Genomic DNA, 13,460 nt, shown 5'->3' with positions numbered 1-13,460 from the left:
GTTCCTTATTCATCATTCAACCCTCATGTAATTTACAGAAATGATCGAACTGTGCATTCAGTTCCTCATGGACTCTTCGTTTCGCCTCTTCCATGATCTCATTACTAATGGGGATATCTTTCAAGCTGGGGCCAGTAATCAGCTCACTGTACGGCAAACCCTCGATCCAGTCGCAGAAGGTGTGCCACTCATCCAGCTTGTGGTTCCGCCGGCTCTTGTAGATGTTGGCCAGCACCTCATAGTTGAGCATGACTGTCCGCCGCTGGTTGTAGGAGGAGGGGAGGAGCTGGATCATCTGCCACCAATACTCTTTGACATGATCTTTAGCAAATTGATCCCCATTTAATGCCTTTTTTTGATAGTACAAATATAAAATTCGAGCTTTATTCAGCATCATAATGGTGACATCAAGAACATTGATTGGCTCCAATACGCCGGATATATCTCCAGAACGAATCCAGCAATCGGTGTCTTCTCCGTTGACCGAATCAAAAAGATGCTCGCAGCTGAAATCATCCAGTGTAAACTCTTTTGATGTAATCTTGTGCATTGTGGAGCAGGAATTGGCCACCGTCCCCACCTTGTAGGTATCGAACTCCTTCCACCAGTACAAAGGGCCAATCATGTCTACATAGACCGTTATCATCCGCATGAACTTCCGGTGGTCTGTGCCGGCGTTACGAAGGCGCTTCATCAAATCGAGGTCGTTCGGGCCGACTTCAAACCATCCTTCTTCCACCGCCTGAGTGGACACACATGAGCCGCTATCACTCTTTGCCCAACTGTTCAAAGGATTGCGCATTCCACGAATGGCGTGCTCCCAGCCCAGAACCTCAGTGTTTTCAATTTTCAGCATTGGGTCCAACTCTCCTAACTTTCAAATTTTCATCAGCGACATTATGCTCTGGAACGATACTCATGCTGACCAATCTACCAGAATCGATGACGGTGATGCGATCCTCCACATGCGTCTTGATCCTGGTATAATATCCGCCAACGAAATACTCGTTTCCAGGGAGAATATTCGTATCGAACAATGATACCACGCCTTTGAGTCCGTCCTCCACCTTGGAAATATCAGCATGTCCGATTATTTCATCCATATCGAAGTTGTAGGCTACCGGGATTTTCTCGGGGAACGTGATCTTGCAGTCCGGGGCAAATTTTCTATTGCATTTATCCACGGTGCCAAATTTTAAGACCTGACCTTCAAACTTAATACCCATTAGTTTCTCCTTTCAAACAGGCGTGGAGCCTTCTAATCGAATGAATATCCCATATTCATTAAAGTTCGGATCGCCGAGCGTTGCTCCTGAGAACAGGGCAACGACTTCTTCCATGGTCAACTCAACGATGATGTTGCCATAACAAGACGTGCAGCGTTCTCGGTCTTCCGCTGTCTTAATGATCAGCATCGTTTTCTCCTTTCAAATATAATGACTGAGCATCTTCATCCGGAACGCACCTGATGACAAGCGGACCCCATACTAAAAATTGTCCAAAAATCATATGTCCAAGATGAAGAAGCACATGGTCGCCAATCGTTTCATCTCCGGTAATGCCGATAACAATATCGCGGACGTCTTTAACGTCGTTGCTTACCATGGTGTAAGAAGGGTTTCGCGTCCAGTCTCTCACAACGAACATCAGTTTTCTCCTTCCATAATCTCTCTGTAACGACGGACATTTTCTTCCTTGATGATTTTGGTATTAGGATAAAAGTGGTCCATGGCGTCGAGTTTCATTCGAGCGACTTCACGGTTGCCGTAAATATCTTCCCATTCATACCACTTTCCGTCTACCCAGGAGCCGTCATGTTCCAACGTACAATCGATATACCGGCAGGGATGCCGTTCGTTATTCATGAGATTCTCCTTTCATCTTTGCATTCCACTTTTGGATCGATTCCGCTCTGGACTTCTGTGACCTCTCTAAAGAGATGGCGCAGTCCGGATTGATGCACCCGCATAAATATCCATCCCGTGAATGCCAAATATGTGCCGGGCGTCCGCATTTGCAACGAACTGCCGCTATCTGCTCATTCTTCATAGATGATGAGCGCACGATCCACGATGATTGATTCCGAAGGAACCCCATTCGTAAACTTGAGCGTCAGGTTCATGCTCTGATACTTGATGTCGATGACCTTTTTGTCAGCGATAAAAGCATTGATCGAGCTTTGAAAGGCCGCGGGGTCATCATTCGATAAAATACAAACTTTCATTACTGACCCTCCAATTTACCGGCGCGATTGTGTTTCTCCATCTCCGCCAGAATAGCGTTTTCGTCGTCGCAGAACTTGATTTTTGCAGGGTCGATCCGCCGGACGCCGTCCTTAAACTCGACAATTCCATAGACTTGCCCAATCTGGCCTCCGGGATGACCACCCCGCAGCGGACTCGCATCTATCACATTGGACCAATGCTCCCAGCAATGGAAATATCCAAGCTCGCCATCTACCTCACAGAGCCGGGTTTCCCATCTGATTTCACAATTCAATCCAGCCATAGTCTTACCTCTTAAATATAATTTTTCGTCCGTACCCTACTTAATGTCCGCAATAGACTCCACAAAGCAGTTATAGTAGGTGTAGCGCTTCCCCTCATAGTCAAAGAGGACGTAGCCGCCGTCATTGCCCTCAATGTCAATTTTCCCAGTGTACTGTGCAATGATCTCACCATCTGCCGTATAAATCGTCACCGTCCGTTCGAGCCCGTTGTCCAGTTCACTTTTCTGGTCAGTCATTGCCCGTTGACCGCTGGCGGTATTCTGATAATACCAGCGCATCCCGGCAAAGAGTCCGATGATGAGGAGCATGGCTGCTACAACGCTGAGGACCTTCCAGACAATCTTTTCAAATATAATTGCGCCAAAGATGCCAAACGAAAGAATAAAGAGAGCAAGAATCCCAAAGAAAACCCACCCCTGAATCGTCATAATGTTCTCCTTTCATTGCTCCGGAGTGGAGCTGCTGTTTTTGTTGCCGTAAAATATGGCCGCGATAAAGGCCTGGGTCAACCGCATAGCCTCTTCCGGGGTTGCTTTCGCCGCCAGGGTGCTCCGATAAAAGAGAAGGGCCGTTTCCGCAATCGACCCAATGGCGCTGATAAACTCTTGTAGCTGCTTTTTATCCATTGGCAGTGCCTCCTAATAATAAGAAAAGGCCACCTCCGAAGATGAGGGTGGCCCCGATTTGCGTTTCAACAATAGTTTTTCTCAAAGTCTTCCAGAATATCAATGAACTCTGCCGGCAGATACTCTATTGCTTTCAGTCTAAGGTCGTTCGGGACGCCGTAATAGGCTCCCGCGATCCCGCCGGCAATGGCCGCAATCGTGTCGCTGTCCCCACCGAGGGAGACCGCGATGCGGATGGTATCTTCAAAATTTTCCGACTCCAAAAATGCCTCGATTGCTTGAGGGGCAGATCCCTGGCAGCTTGCGTCAAAGCGGTATTTAGGCCGGATCTCATCAATAGTGAAATCCAAAATATAATACCACTCCTCGATGTGCGCCCGGATTGCTCCTTTTGGAATTCCACGCATCGCACCCCAAGTAGCCAAAGCCGCAGCCTCCGCGCCTTTTATCCCCTCTGGATGATCGTGACTGACCTGCGTTACTGCCTTGGCAAGTTGGATACATTCTTTTTCCGTTTTGGCAACATAAGCCACCGGGCTTACCCGCATGGCGGAGCCGTTTCCGTAGCTCCGGTAGGGCCCCGGGTTCTTATGGTGGAGCCAGAGGTAGAATATCTGTCCGTACCCGGCATTGGGGTACTTTCGCCCAATCTCCTGCATACACCGAACCGTATGATCACTGAGCTCGGTATAGTCGCCTTTGCACTCCAGCAGAGCTTTGGCGACCGCCACCGTCATGGCTGTATCATCTGTAAACCGGCACCGGTCTGTGAATAGATCAAAGTCCTTGGACTTGTGGTTGTGCCGTTCAAATCTGGAGCCAACAATGTCCCCAATAATCGCACCAAGCATTCCTTTCACCTCTTTCGAGACAGAATATAATAAGGTATGGTCACTTGTCAACTTCCAGGATGTGCGCCGCAAGCATGTCTGCTGTATGCGTCCAGAGGACGTTCGGATACGCATGAATTGCCCTTGTGTAGTCGTTCCACTCTTTCTGGTCTACAAAGGCGCCCATGTGATAACGGATGCACAGGATTTCTTCCATGGTAAGGGACAAATGCTGGGAAAGCAGCATCACCGACTTCTCCCCGTGCCCTTTGAGAACCGCATCGGGGTCGTACTCCCACTTGCTTTCATCAACAAGAGGGATCGGGGCACCGCCACCATAGAAAGTCGCGTCAACCGGATGCCGGTATTGATCCTGCTTGCAAATATCATGGAACATGCCGATGATGTAAGGCGATTCCGGGCGTCCCCACGCCAGGCTATTCTGCTTTGTGAGTTCTACCAGAGAGTTGGTCACATTCAGACTGTGCTCGAATAGACCGCCCTCGTATGCTCCATGGTATTTGGTGCTGGCCGGGGCCGTAAAGAAGCCGTCGCTTTTCAACCTCTCAACGATGTTCTCCGGAAACAGATGCAGAGCAGGCTCCATGCAACTGCGAAAAGCGAAAACGCGACTTTCAACATCGCTATGGTCTGACGCAAATTTATTTTCGTCATTCATCGTCTTTCTCCTTTTAGAGTTTAATTTCAAGCTGCTCACATTGGATGCAGAATCCTCTGTCCTTCATTGCAAGCAGCTGTCGGGCCTTATTGACGGCCCAGGGGTCATCCAAAGGCAGGTTCATACCAGTCGAGTGGTCGAAGTCTTTGAATTCTTCTGCATAGGGAACCTTGGCGGCGATGTCGGGATACTTCTTCTGAAGCTCTTCCAGTTCCGTAGCCCATGCCGACCAAGCGCTATCCGAAATGAGGTTATCGTCCATTTTGTAATAGATGATGCTGTGAACGAGAATTTGTCTCCGCCTGCGGTTAAGCAGCTCTGCGACGTCTTTCCTGTTCATGACTCTTGGGGTTCACCTCCAACGGCTTTGTGGCCCAACCGACAAACTTGCCCTCGTTGAAGTTCTTCTTCTTGGACAGAGCCTTGCTGATGGCGAGGTCAATCCCGGAAAAGCTCTTCAGGTGGTAGTAGTTGAGATCCCGGTAGGGCGTATTCAGCCGGTCAATCCGTCCGGCCGCCTGCGTAGCAACCTTGTAGGAATACTGCTGCGAGTAGAATATAATAGTGTCCGTGGTGATGCAGTTCCAACCCTCGCAGCCGGCGGTGTACTGGACGAGGTACACCCACTTTTTTCCGGTAGGGATTTCCTGGTGCTTGTGACCGTTCCACTCCGCAACCTCCGTACCCTCCGGATACCCCAGTGAACGCAAAATATCCAGCTCATAGTCGTAGCTATAAAAGATGATGGCCCTGGGATGGTCCTCCATGATTTCCAGTATCGCAACAGACCGGGATTCATCCGAATTGGTCACCCGGCGAAGCGCCATGCAGAGTTCGGCTGCGGTTTCAATGGGCCTGTCCTCCCAGGGATTCCATCGCGTCCGCATGATGTCCTTATACCTGGAAATATCATACGAAACCCGGATGTCCTCATGATGGGATACTGTCTGCCGCTTGAAATCCATGTTGACCAGAATCCTGTCCCGAAGCCGGATTAGCCTTCCGGTATTGCGGTAGCCGTCAACCTTCGGGTATTTGGCCCTCCAATCGTAGATCACATGCTGGTCCACAAAGTCGGTCTTGTTGCGGTAGAACCCGTTGGCGATGAAGACCGGAATATAATCCTGCCAGGTATCGCCAGGCGTGGCCGAGAGCAGAAGCCAGTCATTCGACTTTACGATTTTGAGGAATGCCTTGGTCCAGGCGCCATACCCCACCACCCGCTGTTCATCAAAGATAAAGAAGGCGTCCTTGACGTCAACGTACTTACCAATGTTGTTCCAGGAGTCGATGACCACTTTGTTTTTGTAGTAGTTGGCCTCCGGAGTGGGGGAGAGCAGGAACGGAGCCAAATCGCCCTGCCATTCACAGGTGTCCCGTTTTCGTGCAGTGGTGATGATGTAGAGGTCTCTGGGATTCTTCATCGGAATATACTCGTCCGTACCCACTTTGCCGCCCTCTTGCACATAGTAATAAGCGAGGCCGGTCCGGGACTTCCCCGAACCAACCCCGCCGCAGAGGATACAGCCGTTTTTCATCCGATTCAGAGCTTCGAGCTGGTAGTCATATAACTGAATGGCCACGGGGCATCACTTGTCCTCTTTCTCAAGATACTCGTCCGTCCACTTTGCAATGACATTGTAGTAGTTGCCCTTGTTGCCGAGAGCTTTCTTCGCAATCGCCATAGCAAGCCCCTTCTCCGGATCGAACTCGTCGTAAACGGCTTTGACCACAGTCTTGGTGCCATCGGCCCAGAAGACGATAGTGGCTGGCTCGTTGAACATCACGTCCAGAATCTCCGGAACAAGAGCGCTATCGTCAAACCTCCGCAAGGCCTGAACTATAGCGCGATAAGCTGCCGGCGGCTGATTCATCTCCTGGACAGACTCGTAGTAAATCTTGCTGCGTCCCCGGGGCAAAAAATTGCTTCCGGCAACGCAGGTTTGACAGACGGGCGCTCTAAGGTAATTGTCGCGCACGCAGTCCTCGCATCTTGGCCATTTATTCATGTCGCATCCTCCTTAAATAAATCCATAAACGTCCGAATGGTTCTTCTTGTGTGCCATACGTCAGAAAAATACATAGGCGTGAACCAGTAATTTTCCATGCTGTCGCCAGGGGTCATTGGCTCCGTAAGGGCGTTTCCGACCTTGATATAGCCAGCGACCCCGAGCAGGGAGATCTGAATATAACACATTAGCGCCACCAGTTCCTCGATGTCCTGCCCGATGATCAGAATGTGGTTCTGAAAGTTCAGGCCCGCATCTTCCAATTTGCGTCGGGCGGAATTGATTGCGGCAATTAGATTTGCTCCTGCTCCACAGCAGCAGTCATTGATGGAAACATAGCCCTGCTTGTCAATCTGCTCAACAAGGTCGTCCATCGTGATGTCCGCCATCAGTTGGCACACGTGGTATGGCGTAAATATCTGTTTCAGCTCCTCATAGTCGAGGTGCAGATCCATAAACATCTCGCCGAGAAAGTCCTGTTCCGGGTTTTCATCCAGAGCCAGGACCACAGCGGCATAGAGTTTGGGGAAAATATGCTGCTGAGATTCTTCGTATTTGTTGATGATTTCCAGATACCGTTTCTCCCGCTCATCATAATGGGCTTTATCCACGGTATTGGACATTGCGCAGGCCACCATGACGATGAAATCCCTCCAAATATCAATCGGGCGACATTTTGGAGAAAGCAGCTGCTGAAAATTGGAGCGAAACTCGTGATAATACTCGCTCTTTCGCGTCGACGGCCTGGCTGGAATGTACTCTTTCCGGACGGGACGAGCCGATTCCAGCATCTGTGTGATGGGTGTTCTTTCTTGCCCCATCGCTTTGGGCGGAACAGCCATGGGAGGTTTCCACGGTTCCTCCATGGACTTCGGTTTTGCCCGTGTTCTCGGTTTCTGCTGGGGAGGCGTGGAAGGGTTCTTCGTTTTCTTCTTCCGGGAATTTTTCCAGAATGGCTTCATTCCACACCCTCCTTAAATATCATGCGGCAATTTACCTCATTTGCCATGGTTTTTCTCCTTTCAAAAATAGGAGAGGGCGCCGGCTATCTCCTTATTCACCGACGCCCCCACATTGGTCTTACTCCTCCGGATACTCGTCGCCGGCGTACTTCTCGGCGAACTCATCCTCTTCGATGACCACGTACAGCGAACGCAGGTAGGCCTTAACGCCGCTCTTCTCGTTCTTGGTGCCCTCCTGAATCACCCAGTTGTAGGGGCGGATGGTCAGGTCCACATTGCGGATCTCCGCGAAGTCGAGGGTGTCGATGGACTCCTCATCCAGCTTTACCTTCTTGCGCTTGGTAATCATGTAGACCGTGGGCGGAATGTTCTCAAAGCTGACCGCCACCTGAATATAATAGCGGGGTTCCTCGCCATCCTCACGGGGCGGACGAACACGGACATTCCAGCCGTCATCGATCAGCTTCTGGGCGTCTGCGGCATCTTCGATGTAGACGCAGAAGTTCCGCCGTCCAGCGCGGTTGTACTTGCTCTCTCTGCCGGAGAAGTTCCGGAAGAGCAGGCGGGCGTTCTCGATCACAAGGTTCTCATTCACTCCGGGGTTAGCCATAATAAAACTCTCCTTCATTTATCGTTGATTTGGGAAAGGTGTTCGCAGATAATCGTGCCCCTGCGGAGCAGTGCGACTTCCTCTTCCAGCTTCTTGACGCGGTTCAGCAGACGTCCCTCATAAACCATGGCCATGAAAGCCAGCAAAACCGCCAACACAACATTGACGCCGCATAGGAAGAACCGTTCGGTGGCGGCGCAGATGAACGCGGCCAGAACGTCGAACCAGAATATAATCAGCACGATGCTCATCGTCTTCACCTCACATCAAAGGCGGTAGCGTCATCGCCATAGGGCTCCCCGGGGCCGAACCAGGGTGGCGTGTCATCGTCCGCTTTCACATAGGGGTCGTCGGATACGAACCACTCGAAGTCTCCGTATTGGGAAATATCCGCAACGGCGGCGTCCACCATGGCATCGTAGTACCCCCGGTCGATGCCGTCTTCCTTACCCAGATGCTTGACCATCTCGGACTCCAGCCAACGGTAGCCCTTGGCCCCGCCAGCAGAGGCATAGCTCTTTTCGCCGGTCTTTTTGTCCACGACCTCCCGCAGCAGCAGACCGCCGTTGCAGCCGGGTTTCATAGGACAAAAGGAGCCAACCTTGCCGATGAAAATATAATTGTGGCCCGGTTCGATTTTGGCTTTCAGATCCGCAACGACCTCGTCATAATCCATGGGGTACTGTCCCTCTTTGTCCGGCCATTTTTTCCGCAGTGTTTCAAGCTCTTTCTCATACTCGGATACATCCGGCAGGGTCTCGTTCGTATCCAGGTACAGTGCGGTGGTGACCGACTTGGTCTCGCACATATCCTCGAACACGATCTCTTCCCTGGAGAACAGCTTCTTGAACACGTAGGGGATCTGGAACTGGGTGCCGGTGGCGTTCCATTCGCCGGGGTGTTTCCGAATATCACCGGGCACATAGCCGTAAGCCAGCTGGCATTTCTCCGCCGTGGCGTACTTGGCGATGTAAACGGCGTTGTTCACCAGGCACATCCGGTCGTAGGTAGCCTCGTGCTCAAAGGTATAGCCGTACTTCTCACCGTACTTCATCACAAAGTCGATGATGGCCGGCGTTGCGTCCGGGATTTTAATGGAGTCCGTCTTGATGTGGGCAACAGTAAAGCCCCGTTTCTGGACCTCGTGCTTGAGGTTGACCATAAACAGGGCGCCGCGCTTGGCGACGATATTGTCTTTGTTCCGGTTGTCCCGGAAGGGATTCTCGAAGTTGGCCGAGGTCAGGCCATAGACCGAGTTGATGGCGATTTTCAGTGCCTGGGCCAGAGCGTCTGCCGAACCCTCATCCGTCAGATACTTGGCCAGTGCGCCGTTCAGCATCTTCCGGGCCTTCTCAAAGTTCTTGTGCTTGATCTCCACACGGGCGTCCTTGATCTCCTGGAACCGCTTGGTGTACTCGGGGCCGAACAGCTCCTCCGCGATGATGCTGGAGGGGTGCATGGAGGCAATGTCCAGCAGGGCGATGTCGCCGTACATACCCGGCTCGGCATAGACGTAGCCGCCCTCGCCAACCTCCTCACCGCGATAGAGGGACTTCCCGCCCTCGAATTTGTATCCGGGGAAGATGGGGCGTCCCTTTTTGTCAAAGGCGGTGAACTCGTCGAACTCAGGTTCTCCCATGGTAAAGGGCAGGTCCCGGTTCGGGTCATAGATCTGCGTCGTGTCGCCCATATTCCGGTAATTGAACTGGTCCTGGGGGCGCTTGTTTCCGCCAAATATAATTCTGGTGGTGAGGGAGTTGGTGGTGTCATTCACCGTCATCCCGGCCACGTCCGCCAGGATCTCCCGGGCCACAAAGTCGGCTTTCCGGGCATTAAAGACGGCCTCGGTAGCAATGACATCGTTGTCGCAGTATTCCGCGACCTTCTGCCACATCTCCTCCGGAACCGGCTGGTCCCAGGGAAGACCCAGCTCCTGGTGATGAAGACCCAGCTCGATCTCCCATTTCTTCAGGCTCTGCTTGACCGAGCAGAAGTCATACACGTCCGTATAAGAGACGTTGTAGGCCTCCCCAAAGAAGCAGTTGGTGCTTCGGGCCTTCTTCTCGCTGTTGATGATCTTCTGGGACAGGTTGTAGAGCTGCTCGTTGGTGTAACCTATCAGCCGAGCGTACAACATATGATTGTCGTACCGGCGGCAGTTGAACCCCACCAAACGGAACTTCATCAGCTCCTCGATCTCCGTGGGCTTGGGGTTGATCATCCGGACCACGGTTTGACCGGGGCCTTCGATCTTCCAGTTCACCAGGAACAGATTGGGGAATACCTCTACATCATAAAAGACCAGCTTGGCCTCGTCGTTTTTCACCCCCTGCCCGTCCTCGGCGGATTTGAAGGGCATCTTATTCACCAGCTTGATGCAGTATTCCGCCTGGTTGGTGCTGTTGGCGGCGAAGGCCAGGACCGCGTTGCGCATATCGGTGACGTCGTAGGGCATACCGCTCTCATAGGCGTCCGTCAGAATCTTGTGGATAAAGTCGATAGAGGGCTTAGTAGCCGGATGGATTTCCTTATTGAGGTTTCGCTTGATCTGAACTCTAAGCCCTTTTTCGCTTTGAATGACTTTGGAATTTACCACATTGTTTTCTCCTTTCAACGGTAATCCAGAGCTTATCGTAGCGATAGGCAGGTTGTTGCATTTGGAGAGCTTGCGGCGCAGGGAGCTGTTGCCGGTAAAGACCTTGACCTCGATGTGGTCGTCGTAAATCCGGCTGAGCCGCGTCGGGTCTCCGGAATAAATATAATGCAGGTGGATGCCGCAGCCACTCTTGCTTACCTCCGCATAAGTGGCCGGCCACTTGCTCGCCTCGGCCAGATTCCGCTCAAAGGACTTCTGGCCCTGCTCGTCCGGAATATCAAAGTCGATGACGATGTGGTTTTCCGGGAGCTTGACGTAGTGCAGCTTGCTGGTGTCCAGGGCGGACAGCTTTGTCCGGACACGCTCCCATTTGTTACGGGGCGTGCCTTCTCCGCCTGCATACTGGGCGGGGCAGTCGGCGCAGTCCTTGTCAAACGCCGAAGCCTGCCCCTCCACAAAGTCGATGGTGGGGTGAGGGGGCGACACCGGCTTGTCCTCCGGCGCCTGTTCCTCAAATTTTTCCGTCCGAAACCCGCTGTAATAGTTCCGAACGCGGGACCCGTCCCCCATGCTGAACCGCTCCTCGTAACACCGGAAGTAGTTCTTCAGCTCCTCCTTAAATATCATGCGGGAGACGGGGTAGGGCACCTTGGCGTCCTCGCAGTAGACCTTATACATCTCCCAGGCCGACTTCAGGGACACGCCATCGTCCCGTTTGAACACATGATAGGAGTCCACGATGAAGTTATAAAAGTCATTGGAGGCCCCCATCATGGCGATGGGAATATAATCGTTGTAGTAGTCCGGGTCCTCCAGATAGACCTCCTGACAGTGATAGGCAATGCCGCCCAGCTCAAAGGGGATTTGCCGGGTCAGCCTCCGGTACTCGTCCGGCGGAACCTTGTCCCCGGTGGGCGTCACGTCGATCAGCCTTCGGATGACACCGGATTTCGCGTCCGTAATCTTGACCGGCTTGTTGGTTCCCATGATGAGGAAGGTCTTAAAGCGGTTGGAGTAGGCGGAGCGGAACTTTTCGTTGACAGTCATCATCTCGTGGGACACCAGCGAATTGATGCGGGTGTTGTCCTCGATGCGGGAGAGGTCGCCGTCATGCTGAATGGCCACCAGCGGATTGGCGCGGAAGGCCTCCAGAGCAAAGGCGTTGCTGGAGGAGCCCAGGTCCTTGGCGCTGAAGCTGGTGTGGTATCCCTCGAAGAGCTGCATGATCACATTGATGATGGTGCTCTTTCCGGTGCCCACCGCTCCGTAGAAGACCAGAAACTTTTGCAGCTTCTTGGACTCCCCGGTAACGATAGCCCCGATGCACCACTCGATCTTGTGCCGCTCCTCGGGAGAATATAATGTGGAGACCAGACGCTCCCACGCCGGAGTCTCCCCCGGCTCCAGGGGGTAGGGGAGGGACTTGCTGGCGTAGTCGCGCTTGGTCACTTTCGTGTTGGAGAATATCAGCTTTTCATCGAGCATATGGAACTGGTCTTTCATCTGCTTCTGGCAATACTTGTGCCAGGTGTCGATCATGCCAGTTTCCGCGTCCCACATATGGAGGACGCGAATGTTGCCGTCAAAGCGCGTGCGGTTTTCTTCTGCGTATCGGTCCAGCTCACGGTCGATCAAGTCGACCGCGTCCTGTTCATCAGTCGACCACATACCCCGTTCGTCAATCCAGATTGCATAGAAGTCGCCGCCTCTGATCATGAGGTCGCTACTTTTCTTGATGATAAACTTGGGATAGATCTCGATGATGCCGCGTTTCCCGCTGCGCGTTGAAATCATCAAGAAGTCCAGCATCGGGTCACTTACTCTCCTTTATCATACTCCAGCTTTTTCACACGGACCGAAAGCTGGTAGACCTGTTCCTCCCGCTTCCGGTTCTCCGCCGCCAGGGCGTAAACGCCCACAACTGCGGCAACGGCGAGCACGGTCAACATGCTGCTTTTACGGCTCAGCTTGGCCACCCGCTTCTCAAAGGCCTGGAAGTTGTGGTTTACCAGGGCCGTCAAGTCCTCCAGCGTGCAGATATCCACGAATTTTCCCTTTTTACTCATGCTAAATGCCTCCCTCCCTGATGATTTCGCGCAGGTAATAGTTCATCTGATACCAGATTTCCGTGTTCCGCATGTCGCGGCCGTTGTCCACGGTAAAGAGCCCGCCTTCGCCGTTGCGTCCGTACCCGCGTTCCAGGAACCGCTCCAGCGTCTGATCAACAAAATATCGGTCAAACTTCCGGTCGTCCATGGAGCCGAGCCCCAGGCTCACCAGCATACTCCAGAACCACTGCCCCGTCCGGTCTCCGGCGTCGGGGTCATCCATGATGTGCTCCTCGCAGCGGATGGCGAGGGCGATCATCATTTCCAGAATGCTGCACGGGCGGTCGTCCAGGCAGGACGCGACCATGGCGTCAGAATATAGTTGCTCGCGACCGAACCGATATCTAAGGTCGATGCCGTCTTCGGCCCGGTTGCCGTCCATCGGAATCGTATAGGTGAATTCCGTATCGTAAAGCCGCGCAAACAGCTTGCGATAGGACTTGTTAGAATATCGGTCGTCGACCACGAGCTGATACATCCAGTCAAAATACTGGTCAATCAGTTCATCCCGGGTCAAGCGTCAGACCTCCC

At 52.5% G+C, this 13,460-nt stretch carries 20 protein-coding genes; all 20 read right to left on the bottom strand.

Features of this window, described 5'->3' with window-relative positions:
* Positions 1-16 precede the first annotated feature (16 nt).
* Positions 17-856, bottom strand: coding sequence for a hypothetical protein (locus E0E29_RS09450; protein ID WP_242622443.1), 840 nt, complete (start codon positions 854-856; stop codon positions 17-19).
* Complete coding sequence (locus E0E29_RS09445; RefSeq protein ID WP_130849653.1) at positions 843-1,226, bottom strand: hypothetical protein; 384 nt, start codon at positions 1,224-1,226, stop codon at positions 843-845. Before E0E29_RS09445 ends, E0E29_RS09450 begins: the two co-directional genes overlap by 14 nt.
* A 12-nt stretch (positions 1,227-1,238) precedes the next feature.
* On the bottom strand, positions 1,239-1,415 hold the full coding sequence (locus tag E0E29_RS18140; protein ID WP_155857021.1) for a hypothetical protein: 177 nt from the start codon (positions 1,413-1,415) through the stop codon (positions 1,239-1,241).
* Complete coding sequence (locus tag E0E29_RS09440) at positions 1,402-1,647, bottom strand: hypothetical protein (protein WP_130849652.1); 246 nt, start codon at positions 1,645-1,647, stop codon at positions 1,402-1,404. The genes E0E29_RS18140 and E0E29_RS09440 overlap by 14 nt, the downstream gene beginning before the upstream one ends.
* Positions 1,647-1,865, bottom strand: a complete 219-nt coding sequence (locus E0E29_RS09435; RefSeq protein ID WP_130849651.1) for a hypothetical protein — start codon at positions 1,863-1,865, stop codon at positions 1,647-1,649. The genes E0E29_RS09440 and E0E29_RS09435 overlap by 1 nt, the downstream gene beginning before the upstream one ends.
* A 173-nt stretch (positions 1,866-2,038) precedes the next feature.
* A complete protein-coding gene (locus E0E29_RS09430) occupies positions 2,039-2,224 on the bottom strand; it encodes a hypothetical protein (RefSeq protein WP_024723704.1) in 186 nt (61 codons plus the stop codon).
* On the bottom strand, positions 2,224-2,508 hold the full coding sequence (locus E0E29_RS09425) for a hypothetical protein (protein WP_130849650.1): 285 nt from the start codon (positions 2,506-2,508) through the stop codon (positions 2,224-2,226). Before E0E29_RS09425 ends, E0E29_RS09430 begins: the two co-directional genes overlap by 1 nt.
* Positions 2,509-2,544: 36 nt before the next feature.
* Positions 2,545-2,937: a hypothetical protein gene (locus tag E0E29_RS09420; RefSeq protein ID WP_130849649.1), complete on the bottom strand. Its 393-nt coding sequence runs from the start codon at positions 2,935-2,937 to the stop codon at positions 2,545-2,547.
* 12 nt (positions 2,938-2,949) lie between these two features.
* On the bottom strand, positions 2,950-3,135 hold the full coding sequence (locus tag E0E29_RS09415) for a hypothetical protein (RefSeq protein WP_130849648.1): 186 nt from the start codon (positions 3,133-3,135) through the stop codon (positions 2,950-2,952).
* 65 nt (positions 3,136-3,200) lie between these two features.
* On the bottom strand, positions 3,201-3,986 hold the full coding sequence (locus tag E0E29_RS09410; RefSeq protein ID WP_130849647.1) for an ADP-ribosylglycohydrolase family protein: 786 nt from the start codon (positions 3,984-3,986) through the stop codon (positions 3,201-3,203).
* 40 nt (positions 3,987-4,026) lie between these two features.
* Positions 4,027-4,644, bottom strand: coding sequence for a hypothetical protein (locus E0E29_RS09405; protein ID WP_130849646.1), 618 nt, complete (start codon positions 4,642-4,644; stop codon positions 4,027-4,029).
* 13 nt (positions 4,645-4,657) lie between these two features.
* Positions 4,658-4,984 (bottom strand): DNA ligase LigA-related protein, encoded by a 327-nt coding sequence (locus tag E0E29_RS18705; protein ID WP_242622442.1) that lies wholly within the window; start codon positions 4,982-4,984, stop codon positions 4,658-4,660.
* Positions 4,953-6,227, bottom strand: a complete 1,275-nt coding sequence (locus E0E29_RS09400; protein WP_024723711.1) for a DEAD/DEAH box helicase family protein — start codon at positions 6,225-6,227, stop codon at positions 4,953-4,955. The genes E0E29_RS18705 and E0E29_RS09400 overlap by 32 nt, the downstream gene beginning before the upstream one ends.
* Positions 6,228-6,233: 6 nt before the next feature.
* Positions 6,234-6,653 (bottom strand): hypothetical protein, encoded by a 420-nt coding sequence (locus E0E29_RS09395; protein WP_130849645.1) that lies wholly within the window; start codon positions 6,651-6,653, stop codon positions 6,234-6,236.
* Entirely contained in the window at positions 6,650-7,615 is a 966-nt protein-coding gene (locus E0E29_RS09390; protein ID WP_130849644.1) for an N-6 DNA methylase, read from the bottom strand. Before E0E29_RS09390 ends, E0E29_RS09395 begins: the two co-directional genes overlap by 4 nt.
* A 118-nt stretch (positions 7,616-7,733) precedes the next feature.
* On the bottom strand, positions 7,734-8,225 hold the full coding sequence (locus E0E29_RS09385; protein WP_130849643.1) for a hypothetical protein: 492 nt from the start codon (positions 8,223-8,225) through the stop codon (positions 7,734-7,736).
* Positions 8,226-8,239: 14 nt separating this feature from the next.
* Positions 8,240-8,476 (bottom strand): hypothetical protein, encoded by a 237-nt coding sequence (locus tag E0E29_RS09380; RefSeq protein ID WP_130849642.1) that lies wholly within the window; start codon positions 8,474-8,476, stop codon positions 8,240-8,242.
* Between the two features lie 5 nt (positions 8,477-8,481).
* The gene (locus tag E0E29_RS09375) at positions 8,482-12,630 is read right to left on the bottom strand and encodes a DUF5906 domain-containing protein (RefSeq protein WP_130849641.1); all 4,149 of its coding nucleotides are present in this window, start codon (positions 12,628-12,630) and stop codon (positions 8,482-8,484) included.
* Between the two features lie 8 nt (positions 12,631-12,638).
* The gene (locus E0E29_RS09370) at positions 12,639-12,887 is read right to left on the bottom strand and encodes a hypothetical protein (RefSeq protein ID WP_119345237.1); all 249 of its coding nucleotides are present in this window, start codon (positions 12,885-12,887) and stop codon (positions 12,639-12,641) included.
* Position 12,888: 1 nt separating this feature from the next.
* On the bottom strand, positions 12,889-13,446 hold the full coding sequence (locus tag E0E29_RS09365; protein WP_024723718.1) for a hypothetical protein: 558 nt from the start codon (positions 13,444-13,446) through the stop codon (positions 12,889-12,891).
* Positions 13,447-13,460: the final 14 nt, after the last annotated feature.

This window comes from Intestinimonas timonensis, from assembly GCF_900626145.1.
In the GTDB taxonomy this organism is placed as follows: domain Bacteria; phylum Bacillota; class Clostridia; order Oscillospirales; family Oscillospiraceae; genus Intestinimonas; species Intestinimonas aquisgranensis.
Note: the sequence above shows the minus strand (reverse complement) of the source record. Positions and strands in the feature narration are given on the sequence as shown.

What these genes read in the sequence shown, in the direction of transcription:
- E0E29_RS09450 (WP_242622443.1), bottom strand. Translation starts at nt 856, where the DNA reads ATGCTGAAAATTGAAAACACTGAGGTTCTGGGCTGGGAGCACGCCATT.
- E0E29_RS09445 (WP_130849653.1), bottom strand. Translation starts at nt 1,226, where the DNA reads ATGGGTATTAAGTTTGAAGGTCAGGTCTTAAAATTTGGCACCGTGGAT.
- E0E29_RS18140 (WP_155857021.1), bottom strand. Translation starts at nt 1,415, where the DNA reads ATGCTGATCATTAAGACAGCGGAAGACCGAGAACGCTGCACGTCTTGT.
- E0E29_RS09440 (WP_130849652.1), bottom strand. Translation starts at nt 1,647, where the DNA reads ATGTTCGTTGTGAGAGACTGGACGCGAAACCCTTCTTACACCATGGTA.
- E0E29_RS09435 (WP_130849651.1), bottom strand. Translation starts at nt 1,865, where the DNA reads ATGAATAACGAACGGCATCCCTGCCGGTATATCGATTGTACGTTGGAA.
- E0E29_RS09430 (WP_024723704.1), bottom strand. Translation starts at nt 2,224, where the DNA reads ATGAAAGTTTGTATTTTATCGAATGATGACCCCGCGGCCTTTCAAAGC.
- E0E29_RS09425 (WP_130849650.1), bottom strand. Translation starts at nt 2,508, where the DNA reads ATGGCTGGATTGAATTGTGAAATCAGATGGGAAACCCGGCTCTGTGAG.
- E0E29_RS09420 (WP_130849649.1), bottom strand. Translation starts at nt 2,937, where the DNA reads ATGACGATTCAGGGGTGGGTTTTCTTTGGGATTCTTGCTCTCTTTATT.
- E0E29_RS09415 (WP_130849648.1), bottom strand. Translation starts at nt 3,135, where the DNA reads ATGGATAAAAAGCAGCTACAAGAGTTTATCAGCGCCATTGGGTCGATT.
- E0E29_RS09410 (WP_130849647.1), bottom strand. Translation starts at nt 3,986, where the DNA reads ATGCTTGGTGCGATTATTGGGGACATTGTTGGCTCCAGATTTGAACGG.
- E0E29_RS09405 (WP_130849646.1), bottom strand. Translation starts at nt 4,644, where the DNA reads ATGAATGACGAAAATAAATTTGCGTCAGACCATAGCGATGTTGAAAGT.
- E0E29_RS18705 (WP_242622442.1), bottom strand. Translation starts at nt 4,984, where the DNA reads ATGAACAGGAAAGACGTCGCAGAGCTGCTTAACCGCAGGCGGAGACAA.
- E0E29_RS09395 (WP_130849645.1), bottom strand. Translation starts at nt 6,653, where the DNA reads ATGAATAAATGGCCAAGATGCGAGGACTGCGTGCGCGACAATTACCTT.
- E0E29_RS09390 (WP_130849644.1), bottom strand. Translation starts at nt 7,615, where the DNA reads ATGAAGCCATTCTGGAAAAATTCCCGGAAGAAGAAAACGAAGAACCCT.
- E0E29_RS09385 (WP_130849643.1), bottom strand. Translation starts at nt 8,225, where the DNA reads ATGGCTAACCCCGGAGTGAATGAGAACCTTGTGATCGAGAACGCCCGC.
- E0E29_RS09380 (WP_130849642.1), bottom strand. Translation starts at nt 8,476, where the DNA reads ATGAGCATCGTGCTGATTATATTCTGGTTCGACGTTCTGGCCGCGTTC.
- E0E29_RS09375 (WP_130849641.1), bottom strand. Translation starts at nt 12,630, where the DNA reads ATGCTGGACTTCTTGATGATTTCAACGCGCAGCGGGAAACGCGGCATC.
- E0E29_RS09370 (WP_119345237.1), bottom strand. Translation starts at nt 12,887, where the DNA reads ATGAGTAAAAAGGGAAAATTCGTGGATATCTGCACGCTGGAGGACTTG.